The following is a 16,374-nucleotide window of genomic DNA, read 5'->3' as shown; positions in this document are numbered from 1 at the left end:
CGGTCCGGCGATGCCGAACGGCCGACCGCCAAGCAGCACCCCGCGCGCGACGTGAAGGACGGCGCTTTCGATGACTCCGTAGCCGGCGAGGAAGATCCCGGAGCCGGCATCGACACGATGACGCCTCGGCCGAATCGCTAGGCGCCAGCCAGCCCCGCGCGCGCAAGGCCCGATGCCGCCAAGGCCTTGAACCCGGACTCGGCGACGCTCCGTCTCCAGCAGGCCGCCGGACTCCCGGACTGCCGGCCTGCGATCGGGGCCTCAGCAACACTGGGGATGCCGCGGCGGTCCGCCGTGGTTAGCGTGCCGGTTTCGGAAGCCGGCGCGAGGTTGCCATGGACGAGGACAAGGTTTCACGGCGAGTCAGATGGGGCGTGGTGGGCCTGGTGGCGGTCTGCGGCGTCGTTGGATTCACGCTGCTGTTTCCGGCGCGCACGGGCGACTCCGCCCTCTGGTTCGTCGGCCTGCTGGTGCTGACGGCGACGGCGCTGACATTGACGGCCATCGTCTTCGGGGGCCTCAACCTCAACGATGCCAACGAGGCCTTCGGCCTGCCCTCGGGCTCGGTCCGCACGTTGCTGGCCGTCGGCGTGATGGTGCTGTTCGCGGTGTTTGGCCTCAAGTTCTTTGGCAGCACCGACAGCCAGGCCGGTGAGTCGCGCCTCGGTGAAAAACCCTTCGAGCAGATCGAGGTGGCTGCGGCCAAGCTGGCGGACGAAGTCGAACGCTACCGGCAGTCGCAATCGGTGCTGCCCGTCGTGGTGTCGCCAGGCCGCGCCGCCGCGGGCACTGACCCAGGCGCCAACGCCAAGCTCCACCTGTATCTGCTGAAGCCCGGCCGGCCTGCCGAGGCCGTGGACGCCCAGAAGCAGTTGCTGACGGCCATCATCACCTTGCTGACCACGGTCGTCGGCTTTTACTTCGGCAGCAAGAGCGCCGGCGATGGCCTGCGCGCACGCAGCGACAACGCGGGCACGCCCACCGACCCAACCGCCCTGCAGCGCCAGCAGGCCGCGCTGACGACGGAGCGTGACGCGCTGGAGGCCCACATCAAGAGCGACCGCGACACCCTCGGCCGCCTGCGCGAGGCGCCCAGCGACATCGACGCGGCCAAGATTGACGAGGCACAAGCCCAGTCCAGCCGACTGGACCCGCTGCGCGAAGAGCTGGCCACCGCCCTGACCGAGGCCCAGACCCGCCTCGGCGCCATTGGCGCGGCACCAGCGGGGGGCGAGACCGCGGCCCGCGACGCCGCGCAGAAGGCCCTGGCGCGGGCCAACACGGCACTGGACGCCCTCAAGCAGGCCGCCCAGCAACTCGAAGCCGCCGTGGCCCAGTTGCGCGAAGCAGCCGCCAAACGCCCGGTCTGACCCGGCTCAAACCCAGGTCTGGGCCACCGCATCCCGCACCGCAGCCACGGCCGGGGTGGCCAGAGCGGCCGGACTGCTGATCCAGCAAAACCACGTCGGTGCGGCCCAGCCCGCCCAGATGCGGGCCTGACCAGCCGCCTCCATGAGCACCGCCTGGTCGCGCCGGACCATGCCGGCGCCCATGCCGGCGGCCACCATGCCGCGCACGGCCACTTCGGTGTCCGCCTGCAGGCCCACTTCCAGTGCGGCACCGGCCTGCGTGAAGAGCCGCTCCTGGTGGATGCGCAGGCCGCAATCCGGCGGCGTCGTGACCCAGGGCAGGGCGGCGAGGCCGGCTAGGTCGGGCGGCAGCCCGCCGCTGATCAGCAGACGCTGTGGCACCACGGGCACGATCTCGCAGGCCTGCAGTCGACGCAGCTCCAGGCCTTCGATCTCCGCATGCTCGTGCAGCACACAGGCGCAGTCCAGCTCGCCCCTGCGCACAGCGGCAATGGCGCGCAGCGACACCAGCTGCTGCAACTGCAGCTGCACGCCCGGATGGTGCTCGGCGAGGTGCACGAACACCTCGCCCAGGCGCAGGGCCACCGCGTCGCTGACCGTACCCATGCGCACCTGGCCGCGTGCTTCGCCACGGATCTGCGCGGCCGCGGCCTGCATGGCCTGGGCGGCCTTCAACGTGCGGTGCGCCTCGGCCAACAGGCGCTCTCCCGCTGGGGTCAGCGCCATGCCGCGGGCACTGCGCTCGAACAGCTTCACGCCGAACTCGTCCTCCAGCGCCTTCAGCTGGGCACTGACAGCCGGCGGGCTCGTGAACACACGCTCGGCGGCCCGCGTCAGGTTGCCCTCGGTGGCCACGGCGACGAAGGTCTTGAGCTGGTAGATCTCCATGGCCCGCATTCTGCGCAGGCCGGCGCCGGCGGGGGTGCGGATTTTCCGAACGGGGCGCTCTGCCGAAACGAATGGATGCAAACGCGGGTGACGCCCAAAGTGATGCCTTCCGAACCCGTCTGGAGCCTCTCCATGACCGCCAACACCCGCACCGGCGCCATCGCCGCCCTGCTGTTCGCCACCACTGCGTGGGGCAGCCTCTTCGTCATCGGCAAGCCCATCACCGCCCAGCTGGACCCGGCCTGGTTCACGCTGGTGCGCTACCTGCTGGCCACGGCGCTGCTCGCCGTGCTCGCACAGCTGGCAGGCAACCAACCCTGGGCCAAGCTGCGCCGCCACGCGCTGCGCCACAGCCTGGTCGGCCTGGGCGGCTATGGCCTGTTCAGCATCCTCGTCTTCCACGGGCTGAAGCTGTCGCAACCCTCGCACGGTTCGGTCATCATGGCCACCATGCCCTTCACGACGCTGGCCCTGCGCTGGGCGCTGGACGGCCAACGCCCGCCGCTGCGTGCCGTGGCCGGAGCCGCGCTCGCGCTGGCCGGCGTGGCCACCGTGGCCAACCTGCTGGGCCACAGTGGCGAGATCAACGGCCTCATGCTGCTGGGCGACGCCCTCACGTTGGCGGGCACGCTGGGCTGGGTGCTCTACACCCGCAATGCCGCGAAGCTCCCCGACCACAGCCCGCTGGAGTACACCGCGCTGACCGCCGTCGCCGCGCTGCCCTGGCTCGCCCTGGGCACCGTGGTGGCGACGCTGGCAGGCCTGATCGACGCCCCCTCGCCCGCGCTGCTGACGGCGCTGGCGCCCCAGCTGGGCTACATCGCCGTCATGCCTACCGTGGCCGCGGCGCTGGCGTTCAACGCCGGCGTGCGCCGGCTGGGCGCGCCCATGGGCACGCTGTTCCTGAACATGGTGCCTGTGTCGGTCATTGCCCTGCATGCGGTGATGGGCGAGGCGCCGCAGGCCAACGAGATCGCTGGCGCCGCACTGGTCGGCCTGGGGCTGGCGCTGACGGTGTGGACGCCCAGGGCCGCGCCGGCGCCGCGGGCCGCCCGCCTCGGCGCCACGCCCTGCACCCGCTGACCTGGATGGCGGCGGCTGCAAGAATCCGCCCACGATGAAGAAGACGCTGCAGACCCTCGCCGCGGCCGCCGCCGTCGCGACCGCCCCTCCTGCTCAGGCCGGCGACGGCCAGTTCCAGCTGTTGGTGCTGGCCATGCCCACCAAGTACCACTACGAGTACATCCCGGTGGCGCGCGAGAGCTTCGAGAAGCTCGCCAGGCTGCATTCATTCGATCTGACCTGGGTGGCGCAGCCCTGGGCCTTCGAGGGCGACCTCGGCAAGTACGCCGCCGTGGTGCTGCTGAACAGCTCGGGCGAGGAGTTCAACGAGACCCAGCGCGCGGGGTTGGAGCGCTACATGAAGGCCGGTGGCAACACCGTCGTCGTGCACCGCGCCATCATCAGCAAGCCGGGCTTGTGGCCCTGGTACGAGAGGCTCGTGGGCCGCTCCTTCGTCATCCATCCGATGCTCCAGACGGCCACGGTCACCAAGGCGGACGCCAGCCACCCTGCCGCCTTCGGCCTGCCGGAGCAATGGATCTGGTCGGACGAGTGGTACGAGTTCAGCAACCCGCACGGCGTCAAGATCAACCCCGTGCTGGCCGTGGACGAGCGCAGCTACGACCCCACCCGGATCTGGCCCGGCCAGATCGCCAAGGGCATGGGCGCCGACCACCCGGTGAGCTGGTGGCAAGCCTACGAGAAGGGCCGCGTGTTCGTCACCGCACTGGGGCACAACGGCGAGGCGTATCGGGACGAGCGCTACCTGGACCACCTGTGGGGCGGTGTGTGGTGGGCCGCCACCGGTCGCGGGCAGCTGCCCGGGCCTTGACCGTTCAGTCGCCGCCGAAGGCCTCGTCGTAACCCACCACGCCCGCGGGCAGTGGCTGCGCCGCGTCCAGCCGCAGAGCCTGGAAGTGCGAGGCCGGCACACCGGGCAGCACCAGCCCGGGCTCGGCACGGAAGCCGAAATGCGCGTAGTAGTCCGGATCGCCCAACAGCACACAGCCGGCGACTTCCGCCGCACGCAGGCGTGCCAGGCCGGCCGCCACCAACGCACGCCCCACACCCTGGCGCTGGCGGTCGGGACGCACGGCCAACGGGCCCAGGCCCAGCCAGCCTGGGTCCTGCCCGGCGATGCGCACGGGCGAGAACGCCACGTGGCCGACGAGTTCGCCGCTTTCGGGATCGCACGCCACCAGCGACAGCCTCAAAGCGCCGCGCTCGTCCAGCCGCTGCAGGATCTGCGCCTCATCCTGCCGGCTGAACGGGTGGTCGCGGAAGGCCGCGGCGATCAAGGCCGCGACTGCGGGCCGGTCGCCCGGCGCCTCGTCGCGGATCAGCGGCCCGGCCAGGGCGCAACGCATGATGAACTGGTGCAGCGCCTCGGGCGCGAAGCCGCAACGGCGCAGCGCGGCGCCGCCCAGGTCGGGCCGCTGCAGCGCGGGCACGCTGATGCGCGCCCCCGGATGAACCGCCAGCAGCGCGCGCAGCAAGCCCTCGGCGTCATGCTGGGCCGGATCCAGATCGATCAGGGAGCGCACGACGAGACCGGCCGCGGCATCGCCACTGAACACCAGCTGCGCACTGCCCTGGCGCCAGGCGGTCCAGCCGGATGGCAGCGCAGCGACGACCCCGGCGCCGACCTGCAGCGGCAGGTCCGCGACGCGCGTCTCGGCTTCACGCAACCAGGCCAGCGCGGCGTCAGTGCTCACGGTGCTTGCAGCGCTCCCGATGCTCCCGGGGGGCACGGCCAGCGCCTGGCGCGCATCGGCGACCTCGGCCACCCGCTGCCAACCCTGCAGTGCATGGTGCTCGACAAAGCCGTGGCGGCGGTACAGCCGCAGGGCTCGCTCATTCTGAGCAAACACTTCCAGCTCCACGGCCGCCAGGCCCGCCTCGCGGCCGCGTTGCACGAAGTCCTGCAGCAGCCGCACCGCGGCACCGCTGCCGCGCGCGTCGGGCACCGCCCCCATCGTGGCAAGGCGCCATCGCTCCAGGGTCGGCCGCGGCGCGACCAGCGCGAAGGCCCGCACCGCGCCGTGCGCGTCGAGCACAGCCCGCCCCAGCGCCAGATCGACGCCCTGGCGCAGCAGAAAGCCGGGCCACTGCGCCAGCGGCAGCTGAAAGGGGCCAGCGACGTAGTCGGCGAAGGCGCGGCCGAAAGCGGCATGCAGCACCTCGGGGGCGATCTGGTCGGTGGGGACGAGGCGCAGTTCGGGCATGGGGAGATGGCAGGAGCAGGAGTCCGAGGGAGCCGCCCGCCTCTGCGAGCGGCCAGGGCCATTCTCTGCAGTCGGCGCCGCGCGGCGCAAAGTCATGCGCGAGCCCGACCGCCACGCCGGTCAGCGCGACGGCAGCGTCCGCTCGGCCTCGCCCTGGGGGGTGGCGCCGGCCTGCACGGCCGACGTGTCCGCATCGCCATGCCAGCGGCGCAGCACACGTTGGAAGAACAGGCTGTTGGGCAGCTGCAGGCTGGTTCCACTGTGCGCATCGCCGCTTTCGAGCAGCGTGGTGTAGACCAGATTGATGTCCATCACACGGCCCTTCATCCCTGGCTTGTCGCCGGCTTCGAGCAGCTCCACCACGTCACCGACGCGGAAGGCGCGGGTGACGTAGATCAGCAGCGTGCAGAACAGGTTGGACAGCACGCTCCATGCAGCGAAGAACGCAACCGCCCCCACCGTCGCGAACCCGGTGAATGCCGTCCAGAGGACGGCGCCCGAGACGCCCAGCCGTTCCAGCGCCCACAGCAGCGCGCCGCCGTACACGAGCACGGCCACCAGGCGCAGGAACAGCGCGGCCACGTTGAGTGGCAGTCCATAGATGCGTGTGGCACGGCGAATCAGCAGGCGAACCACCCGCATCACGAGCCATGCGGCCAGGCCGATGAGCGCGACCTCGATCACGGGCAGGAGGGCATCGAGCCAGTCGGCCCAGGCCGGCATGCGGTCGCGCAGGGATTGAATGAGCTTTTTCATGAAAGTCGATGGGGGCTGGCTCGGTCCGCCGGAGACGGAGCCTGACCCAGTGGGGAACTCACAGCGCGCGGGGAACGCGATCTTGCCGGCCCGTGGCTCGGCGTCAGAAGCACCATACCGCACGTGACCGGGCGGGCGTGCGGATCAACCTGCTGAGCGGTTGGCGGCGCATGCGGCGGCCACGCCATCGTGCCGGCACACTGCGCCGTCATGAACCCGACGCGCCGCTTGTTGACCCTGTTGCCGCTGGCCGGCATGCTGCCCGCGCTCGCCCCGGGCGCGGCGGCGCCCCTCGTACTGCCCCTCTGGCCCGAAGGCGTGCCCGCTGCCCGGCGCGCCGATGCGCCGGCCGCACGCGGCGACCTCGGTCCCGAGCGCGTGGAGGCGAGCGGCAGCATCAGCAACGTTTCGGTGCCGACGCTGACCGTCGTGCCACCCGCCGTTGACCGCCCCAACGGCACAGCGGTCATCCTGTGCCCGGGTGGCGGCTACCGCGTCCTGTCGGCCAACCGCGAGGGCACCCAGTACGCCGCCTGGCTGAGCACATTGGGCATCACCACCTTCATCTTGAAGAGCCGCCTGCAGGAATGGGGCCACCCCGCGCCGCTGCAGGACGTGTTGCGCGCCGTCCGCCTCGTGCGCTCGCGCGCGGTCGAGTTCGGCGTCGACCCGAAGCGCATCGGCGTCATGGGCAGCTCCGCCGGCGGCCACCTTGCGGCCAGCGCCAGCACGCTGTTCGACCACGCGGATGGCCGCACCGGCGCAGCGCTGGACGACACCAGCGCCCGGCCCGACTTCGCCGTCCTCGTCTACCCCGTCATTGCGATGACCGCTCCCGCCGCCCATGCCGGCTCGCGCCGTGCACTGCTGGGCAATACGCCCAGCCCGGCGCTGCTGACGCAGATGTCCGTGGAGCAGCAGGTCACGGCCGCCACGCCACCCACGCTGCTGCTGCACACGCAAGGCGACAAGACCGTGCCGGTGCAGAATAGCCTGCTCTACTTCGACGCGCTCACGCGCGCCGGCGTACCGGCCGAGCTCTACGTCTTCGAGCAGGGCGGCCACGGCATCGCCATGCGCGACGGACTGGGCAACGCGTCCGCGTGGCCCCGGCGCGCGGAAGACTGGCTGCGCCAGCGGGGCCTGCTGACCCAGGAGAGCGTGCGATGAATCGGCGCGACCTGTTGACAGCCGCCGCACTTGCCGGCGCCTTGCCCGCCTGGGCGCAGCCTGTGGGTTCGATGACGCTGCCCGAGATGGACCTGCACGACCCTTTCATCGTGACGGACACGGCCAGCAAGACGTACTGGCTGTTCACGAAGAACAATCCTGCGGTCAGCGGCAAACAGGCCCTCGGCGTGATGGCCTACCGCAGCCGCGACCTCAAGCACTGGACGAAACCGGAGCTGGTGTTCCGGCTGCCGAGCGGCACCTGGGCCAACGATGGCTGCTGGGCGCCCGAGGTGCACCACTGGCGCGACCGGTGGTACCTCTTCGTGACCGTCCACAACGAAAGCCTGCCGCTGGCCGAGCCCAGTCCCGTGCCCGGCCAGCGCACCTACCGCCGCAGTACGGTGCTCGCCGTGGCCACCCAGCTGGGCGGGCCGTTCGCGTTGCTGCGTGACGGCGATCCGGTCGTGTCCAAGGAGCTGATGGCGTTGGACGGCACGCTCTACGTCGACCCCGCCGGCAAACCCTGGATGGTGTTCGCCCACGAATGGCTGCAGCTTCGCGTCGGCGCCTTCGCTGCCGTTCCGCTTGACGACGAGTTGCGCGCCATCGGTCCACATCGCGAGCTGTTCCGCGGCGACGCCTCACCTGCAGCCCGGCCGCAGCAAGGCCAGGGCATCATCGTCACCGACGGCCCCCAGCTCTATCGCACGGCCGACGGCAGCCTGCACATGCTGTGGTCGAGCTGGGGGGACGACGGCTACTTCCAGACGCTGTCGCGCTCCCGGTCCGGCGACCTGTTCGGGCCGTGGGAACACCTGCCCGTCTGGCTGGGCAAGGGGTCGGGCCACGGGATGCTGTTCCGCACGCTGGACGACACGCGGATGCTGGTGGTGCATCGACCGTTCAAGAACGCGCGGGGGAAGCTGTATGACGTGCGAGAGCACGCGGACGGGTTCGAGTTGCTCAGGCAGCGCGTCGATCTCGATCTGGATGCGCACCCTCTGGCAGCGCGCCAAGAAGGCCGAGGACGCCAGAGCACCCCAGACTGATTCACGCAGCGCAAGCGACTGTTTCATCTTCAGTCTTACAGGGGCCAAGGATCCGATCGGTGCCCTTGGTGGCAGGCGAAAGCGCTCAACGAGCGCTGCTCCACGCGCATGTCGCGTGGGAACGGACGCGATGGAGGGGCGACGACGGCGCGAGTGATCGGTCCGGCAGTTGAACGCTGCCTTGCACCTCCGATGGACACGACGATCCCTCGCCGAGCCAGCGCTGGTCATGGAAAACGTATTCCTGCGTTCCTAGGAATTTCTTTCCACGTCGCTTTCCGAGGCGTTCCATTTCCTCCGTACTCAGGAATATTCCAGCTTTCAGCCTCTCACTTTTGTCTCAATTCCTACTTACATAGGAATTCGACGAAAGGAACTTTCAGATCTACAATTCCTACGTCCATAGGAACTGACATGCGAGTCCAAATCAAGTCCTCTTCAGAGCTCGGAGAGATCATCCGGTCAGTTCGAAAGGCCTCGGGCATTCGCATCGACGACGCGGCAGCCATGACAGGCGTCAGCAAACAGTTTGCCTCGGACGTAGAACACGGCAAACCCACGGTCGAATTTGGCCGCGTGCTTCTGCTGCTTGCTGAACTCGGTATCGAACTGCAGGCCGACATTCCCGGCGAGGCGATGAAGGAGCTGGAGCGACTTCGCGCCAAAGGGGGCATCACGACAGGCAAGGACCGTTGGCCTCCGATATTTGCGAAGACCGTGAGCACCAACCGCGATGGCCGGGTCGAGGACCCAAGCAATACGCCGACAAACGCGGCGCCCGAAGCCCAGACCAGCGGTGAAATCCAACACGAGTCAAAAGATGACTAGGCGCGAGCTGAACGTCTGGATCAACGCACGGCTGATCGGCCGGATTAGCGAAGGCGACGACCTCTGGGAGTTCGCCTATGAACCAGACTGGGCGAAGGCCTCTGACGGCTTTGCGCGCGGTGTCCGAAGGGCGCATATTGATCGACCTCGAGCTTTGCGAACCATGTCAACTGCAGCATCGAAGCCAGTCGCATCAACCAGCGTTTAGCCGTCGCAAAACTGTGGCGCGAGTCGCAAGTAACTCGGCGCCCTACCGCTCTACAACCTGTGGGGCGACATTTCATGTGAAAACTGAAGCGTTGTCGCAGCAGCTGGACTATTTCCGCCCGCTGCCTCGAATTAGTTCGCACATCACTTCGCAGCGGCAAGTCGTTGCCGCGAAACTAAGTTCGCAATGTTCGCGGACCAATGCGGCCCATGAGTCAATTCCCTCAGATGACGTCTCGGCGAAGCTCAACACTCGCTCACCAGCGGATTAGGGTATCCCACTAGTTTCACCGTGTCGGGATACGGCAATATTTTCCGTTACATGTTGTTGTGGCCAAGTCGGCCTCAACCCGCTAGCGATTTTGGCGAAATGCCATTCACGCAACACATGAGTCGGAGGAGCAATGCCAAAAATCTACCGTCGCCTTAACCTGTTTATGGCGAAGCCGATGCAACCCAGCCAGGGTTTCACCGACCTGCTTGCGAATACACCAGTTGATGCATACCCTTTGGCGTTGACCTTAGGCATCGACGGAACTCTTTATGTAAAGCGCAGTACTGACAAGCGGCCCGCTTGGGGAGAAATTCTTGATGAGGCTACCGGGATAGCTATACCGGGACTCGTAAGTCGATCGAGTTCAGCGGTTCTTCTGCTTCGAGCAGATGGCAGTGTCTTCGCCTTTGCCTTCGGGTATGGTCGTTATCTACTCGAGCAATCATTTTTTGTACAGGATTTCGGCCTTCGTACTGCACTAAACACGCTGGACGACAAGTCGCTTCGCAGCGTGGACTTGCACACGCTTGAAGATCAACCTGTTCAAAAGAAATCGCAGGCTGCACGCGATTCCGAAGTAGGGGTTTTCGGCATCGACATTCTGCGTGATGTCCTTCGCGCGGTGACAGGCGTTCCGAAGCCGGCAATCGGTCTCAAGCAGATCTCCGGTGGTGATGCAATGTTCTCATTCGGAGTAGAAATGGAGGCCGCAGACTTGCCGACTCTTGCGCAGCGCATAAAGAGTTACTACACCAACAATGATTACAAGGCGTCGTTCAGCTGGGTCGATAACGTTCGCAAAATTAAAGACGATGTATCGATTGATGCGCTTAATGCGCAATTGGTTCAAGCGTTTATCGCGGGCAATTCTGGAATAATGATTACTCTCCCAGAGATTGGCTCTTGGGACCAAATTTTGGGCTTCAGCTTTACGCGGCATAAAGACAAGGTGAGGCCGACTATTCAATTAGCGGACTACGTCAATACAATTTCTGATTTAACGCAATTAACCATTGACGCTTTGAAGCGCGACCGGCTTTTTGTGCATGACGTCGACGGGGAAATTACCGAGCACTCGGTCTACAGGTGCATCTATCTCGAGATTTCTGCCGGAGATAAGACAAAAATAGTATTTGATGGGAAATGGTACGAAGTAGATTCCACCTTCATTGGCAGAATAAATGAAACGCTTGACTTGATTCAAATATCTACCGCAACTTTTCCTGAGGTTGAGATTTGGGACGAGTCGGGCACTTTTAAGATCGAGTCCGAAGGGGATTACAACGCCCGAGCAGCCACCGATCATGGGTACTTCCTGATGGACAAAAAGCTCGTAAAAACTGATAGGTCTACGTCCCCTATCGAGCTCTGCGATCTTCTGACACCCATCAAACAGCTCGTCCACGTGAAGCATCGCAAGGGCGGATCGGCTGGCCTGAGCCATCTCTTCGCACAGGGTGGCGTGGCGGCTGAAATTCTTCTCGGTGATAAGGCGTTTCGAAAAAAGGCCCGAACAGTACTGCGCGGCGTGAACCCGGCCGCCCGAGATCTTGTTCCGCTAGATACCCTCAAAAGTGCCGATTACGAAATCGTGTTCCTGATACTCGGCGAGGGAAGCGGAACACTCAAAAATAATCTGCCATTCTTCAGCAAAGTCAATCTGTCGAAAACGTTTGAAAACCTGACCCAGCGCGGTTTTCGAGTTTCGATTGCTGGCGCTCCGACAAAACTCCGTCCGACACCCTAGCGCGCCCATGCTCACCGCCTGGCGGGCTCCTCGAGCATGCGCCTCAAAATATCTTGTGCTGCGATGAAGCTCTTGCCATACGCCATCCGGGACTGCTCCCGCGTCGTCCACTTGTGCTCAAGGTCGGTCAAGTCGTCCCACCAGTGGCTCAGCGGCATGTTTTCGACGATGCCGGGATGGATCTCTCCATTGACGATGGCCTGCGCAACGCTTGGTTCCACGGACCGGCCGAGCATCATCCAACTTTGGGACTCCCTGATCCAAGTCTTGAACTGCTTGTACAGGGCTAGCAGATCGGCAGCTCCACCTCCACCGACTCGGTCGCTGACATGCCAGCATTCGGACATTCGCCAGAATTTCAAGGGATCGGCCTGAGCGATGAGAAACGCCTCACCCACGTCTGACTTGCTTCGAACGAGATAGACGTACTCCGGCGTCTGTCGTTCAAGCAAGCGGTCAAGCTCGGCCACGCGCGCTCGATGATCAGCCGGTGAGGCAAAGGGCTGATTGCGACCTGTCGACAACCACTCCTTATCGAGGGCAAAACGGGCGCACAGCTGGTCGAGCACTGCGAATGTGGGCGCCTGCCGGCCCTCGAACACCGCATCCAGCTCGGCGGGACTGGATAGATCCATTGCGCGGGCCAAGTCCACGACTGTCAGCGGTTCATGCCTGTCTTGATTCAACAGCTCCAGGAATCGGTGCAGGCGACCGCAAATCTCTTTAGTGGAGGGCAATGGTGCGGTGCCTGATGTGCTCACGTATCGGCGGCGGAAAACGTCTTCAACCTCTCCTGGCTCCGCTGGCCTCGAGGCGCCGCCGCGACGGATGATCGCGCGCTGGTTGGAGTAGTAGAGCGCTTCGAAGCCCTTCTCCACAGCAACCACACACACCACTCGACCCGCGTGTTCAGCCCAGGTCACGGACGGATGCACCGGGGGTCGTACTTCCCTGGCCGCGCCCGAGATGCGACGCTCGATGACATCGCGCACCTTCGGATCAGCCGCCCCGTCGATTCCGACAATCTCGCCGTCGTCGCGTACGCCGTAGATCACACGTCCGTCGTTTGACGATGCAAATGCCGCTATCGACTTCGCGATGGCATGGGCCTGCTCCGGCAGCTCGGACTTGAACTCGAGGTCTTGCCCCTCCCCACGGAGACGCAGGTCCGGAAGCTGGGCGCTGGTTTCGATGTCTATCCAGGGGCGGTACTGCTGAGTCTCTTCATCCATCGGCATGCACCGTCAGCTTTCGGAAGCGGCGAACTCGACGTCAGGCCCGTAAGCCTGGCGCATCAGCTCCTTGAATTCATCTCGCATCTCCATGCGCCGGGCGCCATGGTGTGCTTCCCGATGATGTCCAGGGCACAAGCCAATCACGTTCCAAACTCGATCGACGCCACGCTCGGCAAGAGGAACGATGTGGTGAGTCTCAAGGTACATGCGGCCGTCTGAAGTCCTGAAGCCTTCGGCATCGCAGTGTTCGCAGTGGCCCTGTGCCCTCAGGAGTACCTCGAGTCGGACCGCTGCGTCGCGTGGATAGGCTTTGGTTTTGACTTCCAGCTGCTCAGGGTTGTCAGAACCTGGAAGGTCATGTTGATCGATGAACTTGTCCCCAACGTCCTCGGGCGGCTTCTGCGTTGGTTCGCCCGACGACCTGCGCAGCACACAGCTGCCGGAAATAACGTCGTACTTCTGGACTGTCCAGGCAACATCGTCCAGACGCCTGACCTTCACATGAGAAGTCTCTAAGCCCACCGCAGCCTCGTCGCGCATCACTCCCTCATTGATGATGACGCGCAGACTTCCCCCTTCGCCGACGCCCCGGACCAGATCGTCGAGCTCGCGCGCGCGCAGCCCTTGAATGCGGGCTCGACTTCTTTGCTCTTCAGGCAGCGATCGGTCAGCAGCGACGCGTTCCCGTGCTGTGGCATCGGCACGAAAGTTGTCACGCAACTCCAGGAAGCCATCATGGGACTCGATGGAGTCGTACCAAAGTGATGCAAGGGCGGGTTCACCTTTGCCACCAAACGCCCAGTTCGAGCGGTATGCAGGGTTGGCCCGTGGGTTGGCAACTTGGCCCCCCTCCTTTGTCTCGAACCAGCATTTGACTGATATGCCGGCGCTTCGCACCAGGTCGATCACGGCGTGATGTCGCGTCGGTCTGAGAAGCTCGCGCTGCTGTTTCAACTTCGCTATCGCCGCTTCTTCGGGCCCCCGCGATCTCCGTAGAGCCTCGATCTGCTGCCGCCGCGCTTCGGGCAAGAAGCCCATGCCCAGAAGCTGGATTTCTTTGAGAAAGGAAATAGCACCTTCGTAGGAAAGGCCAAATATCGGCCAGCCCGAGCCTTCCTTGTGCACTTTGCACTGAGCAGGGTTTTCTCGCCGGACAACTTCCAGCCATCCAAGCGTCGTGCCGGCGTCGTACTTGTCCGTAAGCCTGTTGGGCGCAACAGCAATCTCTACAGCGTTGCCAGCAGCCAGGTCGCTCCAATACACGGCGACGGGCTGACCCGTGTCGTTCTGGACCCTGAACCCGTGCGCCAAGGTGCCGAGGCGCCCGGAAAACACGCGGCAGGCCACGTCTTCCAGATGATCCTTCTGGGCCCTCGTTAGAGCCGTGGTTATTGTCATCGAGCCTCCCCGCTCTGTTCGCTAACGGTGATCTTGTTGAGCCCAACACCTCGGCTCCTGTAGACGTAGGCTAACCTGAAGGCAGTCAGCTGGCGCGAAAGCAACAACGCTGCAGGCACGTTCAACATTGACGGGCGACGCCCAACCCGGCGAGGGACGCCGTTCAGATGTACTCCGCCGTCATCCATGCATCGCTCTTCATAGTCTTTCTGCTGGCAGCGTCGGCGGCGCGTGCCTGGGGCGTGAGCGGTCACCGCATAGTCGCCGAGCTCGCGTACGAGGTTCTCCCAACCGCCACGCGCACCAAGGTTCAGGAGCTTCTTGAGCTAGAGCCAGGCGCAACGCTGTCATCCATTTCGACCTGGCCCTGTCGCGCAGCTTTCAACGATGTGTCGCTCTTTTCAGCGAACGTGTCGTCCTACACAACCATTGTTGAGCATTCCATAACCTTAAGCGCGCGGTGAACCCATCTTGAGAATGGCCCCCGCAGCGATAACGATGCTGTCCAGTTATGCCAATAGCTGGACAGCATGGACGCACAGAAGAGTCGTAAACGCAGGCGCTACAGCCGCGAGCTGAAGGACCAGATCATTGCCGAGTGCGACGCTCCTGGCGCCTCGGTGGCCCGGGTCGCGCTGTCTCACGGCATCAACGCCAATATCGTGCACGGCTGGCGCAAACTCGCGGGGCACGCCAAGCCCGCCGTCGCCCGGCCGGAGTTCGTGCCCGTGGCCGTGGCGCCGATGGCGCCGGCCAGGGTGGACGAGCGTGCCGTTGAGTTCGAACTGCGCCGCGGCGCCGTCACCCTCAAGGTGCTGTGGCCCCTGGCGGCCGCGGCGGAGCTGGCCGCGTTCGCTCGCGAGCTGCTGCGGTGATCCGTGTCGACGCCGTCTGGCTGGCGGTGGAGCCCCTGGACATGCGAGCCGGCACCGAGACCGCGCTGGCCCGCGTGGTCAACGTCTTCGGCGCGGCCAAGCCGCATCACGCCTACCTCTTCGCCAACCGTCGCGCCAACCGCATGAAGGTGCTGGTGCATGACGGCATCGGCGTTTGGCTCGCGGCTCGCCGGCTCAACAGCGGCAAGTTCGCCTGGCCCCGCGACGTCAGCGGCACGCTGACGCTCACGACACAGCAACTCGATGCGCTCGTGCTGGGCCTGCCGTGGTAGCGCGTCGGCGACGCCGGGATCATCACGCTGCTGTAGCCAGCAATTGCGGCATCCCCGATGGCGCGCAAGCGCCGTCGTCGGCACGATCAATCCCCGTGATCGCTGACGACGCCATCGACAGTCTTGATGCCCACCAACTGCGGGACGTCGTGAGCGCACTGCGCGCCGAGTTGGCGCGCAAGGACAAGGCGCTGCTGTTCAAGCAGACCCTCGTCGACAAGCTCACCCACGAGAACGCCGTCCTCAAGCGACTGAAGTTCGCCGCGCAGAGCGAGGCCTACACGCCCGAGCAGAAGAGCCTGCTCGACGAGACCTTCGACATGGACCTGGCGGCCGTGGCGCGCGAGATCGAGGACGCCCAGCCCAAGCAGCCCGACGGCGAGAAGCGCCAGCCCAAGCGGGCCCCGCTGCCGGCGCACCTGCCGCGTCATGACGTGCACCACGAGCCGGCCAGCACCACCTGCAAATGCGGCTGCGCCATGAAGCGCATCGGCGAGGACGTCAGCGAGAAGCTCGACTACACCCCCGGCGTCTTCACGGTGGAGCGCCACATCCGCGGCAAGTGGGTCTGCGCCGAGTGCGAGACCCTGGTGCAGGCGCCCATGGACCCGCACATCATCGACAAGTGTCAGCGATCGGCATAAACCGACCACCCGAGGATCGGCATATACCGGCCAGCTGAGCCGGTAGACAACGGCGACCAGGATCGGCATCTGCCGGCCAGCACGTGATCGGCATTTACCGGCCAGTGCAGGATCGGCATATACCGGCCACTTCGTGATCGGCGTTTACCGGCCAGCCGTCGGCCGAGAAGGCGTCTCGAGTCTTCAACCACCCCACCGCTACCGTCCCTGGCTTTCGTTGCCTGGAGGGCTGGCAGGTGGGTCGCAGAAGGATCGAGATGTTCCAGTACCGACAAGTGCTCGTGCGGCTGCGCGCGGGCGACACGGCGCGCGAGATAGCGCGCAGCGGCCTGCTGGGCCGCGACAAGATC

14 protein-coding genes and 1 pseudogene are annotated in these 16,374 nt (G+C 65.4%); 10 read left to right on the top strand and 5 right to left on the bottom strand.

The genetic code is table 11. From position 1 onward, the window contains the following. Positions 1–335 precede the first annotated feature (335 nt). Positions 336–1,370, top strand: a complete 1,035-nt coding sequence (locus VGF12_RS01755) for a hypothetical protein (protein ID WP_331174325.1) — start codon at positions 336–338, stop codon at positions 1,368–1,370. A 6-nt stretch (positions 1,371–1,376) separates the two neighbouring features. Here the strand turns inward: VGF12_RS01755 and VGF12_RS01750 are convergent, their stop codons facing one another. Continuing rightward, complete coding sequence (locus VGF12_RS01750; protein ID WP_331174324.1) at positions 1,377–2,258, bottom strand: LysR family transcriptional regulator; 882 nt, start codon at positions 2,256–2,258, stop codon at positions 1,377–1,379. 132 nt (positions 2,259–2,390) lie between these two features. Between VGF12_RS01750 and VGF12_RS01745 the strand changes: the two genes are divergently transcribed. Further along, the gene (locus VGF12_RS01745) at positions 2,391–3,341 is read left to right on the top strand and encodes a DMT family transporter (RefSeq protein ID WP_331174323.1); all 951 of its coding nucleotides are present in this window, start codon (positions 2,391–2,393) and stop codon (positions 3,339–3,341) included. 34 nt (positions 3,342–3,375) lie between these two features. Then, positions 3,376–4,152 carry a ThuA domain-containing protein gene (locus VGF12_RS01740; protein WP_331174322.1) on the top strand — a complete coding sequence of 259 codons (777 nt, stop codon included), beginning with the start codon at positions 3,376–3,378 and terminating at the stop codon, positions 4,150–4,152. Between the two features lie 4 nt (positions 4,153–4,156). On the opposite strand, the gene VGF12_RS01735 is transcribed toward VGF12_RS01740, so the two are convergent. Both VGF12_RS01735 and VGF12_RS01730 read right to left on the bottom strand, forming a co-directional pair. Then, positions 4,157–5,545 carry a GNAT family N-acetyltransferase gene (locus VGF12_RS01735; protein ID WP_331174321.1) on the bottom strand — a complete coding sequence of 463 codons (1,389 nt, stop codon included), beginning with the start codon at positions 5,543–5,545 and terminating at the stop codon, positions 4,157–4,159. 120 nt (positions 5,546–5,665) lie between these two features. After that, positions 5,666–6,301 (bottom strand): mechanosensitive ion channel family protein, encoded by a 636-nt coding sequence (locus VGF12_RS01730; RefSeq protein ID WP_331174320.1) that lies wholly within the window; start codon positions 6,299–6,301, stop codon positions 5,666–5,668. Positions 6,302–6,511: 210 nt separating this feature from the next. Here VGF12_RS01730 and VGF12_RS01725 point away from each other — a divergent pair, with 210 nt between their 5' ends. From VGF12_RS01725 to VGF12_RS01710, 4 genes are all read left to right on the top strand, one after another. Beyond that, positions 6,512–7,471 (top strand): alpha/beta hydrolase, encoded by a 960-nt coding sequence (locus VGF12_RS01725; protein ID WP_331174319.1) that lies wholly within the window; start codon positions 6,512–6,514, stop codon positions 7,469–7,471. After that, positions 7,468–8,523 (top strand): glycoside hydrolase family 43 protein, encoded by a 1,056-nt coding sequence (locus VGF12_RS01720; RefSeq protein WP_331174318.1) that lies wholly within the window; start codon positions 7,468–7,470, stop codon positions 8,521–8,523. Before VGF12_RS01725 ends, VGF12_RS01720 begins: the two co-directional genes overlap by 4 nt. A 414-nt stretch (positions 8,524–8,937) precedes the next feature. Continuing rightward, positions 8,938–9,351 carry a helix-turn-helix domain-containing protein gene (locus VGF12_RS01715; RefSeq protein ID WP_331174317.1) on the top strand — a complete coding sequence of 138 codons (414 nt, stop codon included), beginning with the start codon at positions 8,938–8,940 and terminating at the stop codon, positions 9,349–9,351. 611 nt (positions 9,352–9,962) lie between these two features. Beyond that, positions 9,963–11,579: a TIGR04141 family sporadically distributed protein gene (locus VGF12_RS01710; protein WP_331174316.1), complete on the top strand. Its 1,617-nt coding sequence runs from the start codon at positions 9,963–9,965 to the stop codon at positions 11,577–11,579. A gap of 11 nt (positions 11,580–11,590) precedes the next feature. Here VGF12_RS01710 and VGF12_RS01705 read toward each other — a convergent pair whose 3' ends face one another. Continuing rightward, a complete protein-coding gene (locus VGF12_RS01705) occupies positions 11,591–12,811 on the bottom strand; it encodes an ATP-binding protein (protein ID WP_331174315.1) in 1,221 nt (406 codons plus the stop codon). A 12-nt stretch (positions 12,812–12,823) separates the two neighbouring features. After that, the gene (locus tag VGF12_RS01700; protein WP_331174314.1) at positions 12,824–14,212 is read right to left on the bottom strand and encodes an HNH endonuclease signature motif containing protein; all 1,389 of its coding nucleotides are present in this window, start codon (positions 14,210–14,212) and stop codon (positions 12,824–12,826) included. Between the two features lie 530 nt (positions 14,213–14,742). Between VGF12_RS01700 and tnpA the strand changes: the two genes are divergently transcribed. From tnpA to VGF12_RS01685, 3 genes and pseudogenes are all read left to right on the top strand, one after another. Continuing rightward, positions 14,743–15,087, top strand: coding sequence for an IS66-like element accessory protein TnpA (tnpA, locus tag VGF12_RS01695; protein WP_331174313.1), 345 nt, complete (start codon positions 14,743–14,745; stop codon positions 15,085–15,087). Next, the gene (gene tnpB, locus VGF12_RS01690) at positions 15,084–15,380 is read left to right on the top strand and encodes an IS66 family insertion sequence element accessory protein TnpB (protein WP_331174312.1); all 297 of its coding nucleotides are present in this window, start codon (positions 15,084–15,086) and stop codon (positions 15,378–15,380) included. The genes tnpA and tnpB overlap by 4 nt, the downstream gene beginning before the upstream one ends. A gap of 95 nt (positions 15,381–15,475) precedes the next feature. Then, positions 15,476–16,006 (top strand): annotated as a pseudogene (locus tag VGF12_RS01685) (IS66 family transposase zinc-finger binding domain-containing protein); the annotation flags it as partial. Positions 16,007–16,374 lie beyond the last annotated feature (368 nt).

It is taken from the genome of Roseateles sp., assembly GCF_036404855.1.
GTDB lineage: Bacteria > Pseudomonadota > Gammaproteobacteria > Burkholderiales > Burkholderiaceae_C > Pelomonas.
The sequence above is the reverse complement of the archived record's forward strand: the minus strand, read 5'-3'. Positions and strand labels throughout refer to the sequence as shown.

Excerpts from the sequence above, each read along its gene's own strand:
- VGF12_RS01755 (WP_331174325.1), top strand. The coding sequence starts at position 336 with ATGGACGAGGACAAGGTTTCACGGCGAGTCAGATGGGGCGTGGTGGGC.
- VGF12_RS01720 (WP_331174318.1), top strand. The coding sequence starts at position 7,468 with ATGAATCGGCGCGACCTGTTGACAGCCGCCGCACTTGCCGGCGCCTTG.
- VGF12_RS01745 (WP_331174323.1), top strand. The coding sequence starts at position 2,391 with ATGACCGCCAACACCCGCACCGGCGCCATCGCCGCCCTGCTGTTCGCC.
- VGF12_RS01750 (WP_331174324.1), bottom strand. The coding sequence starts at position 2,258 with ATGGAGATCTACCAGCTCAAGACCTTCGTCGCCGTGGCCACCGAGGGC.
- VGF12_RS01710 (WP_331174316.1), top strand. The coding sequence starts at position 9,963 with ATGCCAAAAATCTACCGTCGCCTTAACCTGTTTATGGCGAAGCCGATG.
- VGF12_RS01705 (WP_331174315.1), bottom strand. The coding sequence starts at position 12,811 with ATGGATGAAGAGACTCAGCAGTACCGCCCCTGGATAGACATCGAAACC.
- VGF12_RS01700 (WP_331174314.1), bottom strand. The coding sequence starts at position 14,212 with ATGACAATAACCACGGCTCTAACGAGGGCCCAGAAGGATCATCTGGAA.
- VGF12_RS01740 (WP_331174322.1), top strand. The coding sequence starts at position 3,376 with ATGAAGAAGACGCTGCAGACCCTCGCCGCGGCCGCCGCCGTCGCGACC.
- VGF12_RS01715 (WP_331174317.1), top strand. The coding sequence starts at position 8,938 with ATGCGAGTCCAAATCAAGTCCTCTTCAGAGCTCGGAGAGATCATCCGG.
- VGF12_RS01735 (WP_331174321.1), bottom strand. The coding sequence starts at position 5,545 with ATGCCCGAACTGCGCCTCGTCCCCACCGACCAGATCGCCCCCGAGGTG.
- VGF12_RS01730 (WP_331174320.1), bottom strand. The coding sequence starts at position 6,301 with ATGAAAAAGCTCATTCAATCCCTGCGCGACCGCATGCCGGCCTGGGCC.
- VGF12_RS01725 (WP_331174319.1), top strand. The coding sequence starts at position 6,512 with ATGAACCCGACGCGCCGCTTGTTGACCCTGTTGCCGCTGGCCGGCATG.
- tnpA (WP_331174313.1), top strand. The coding sequence starts at position 14,743 with ATGGACGCACAGAAGAGTCGTAAACGCAGGCGCTACAGCCGCGAGCTG.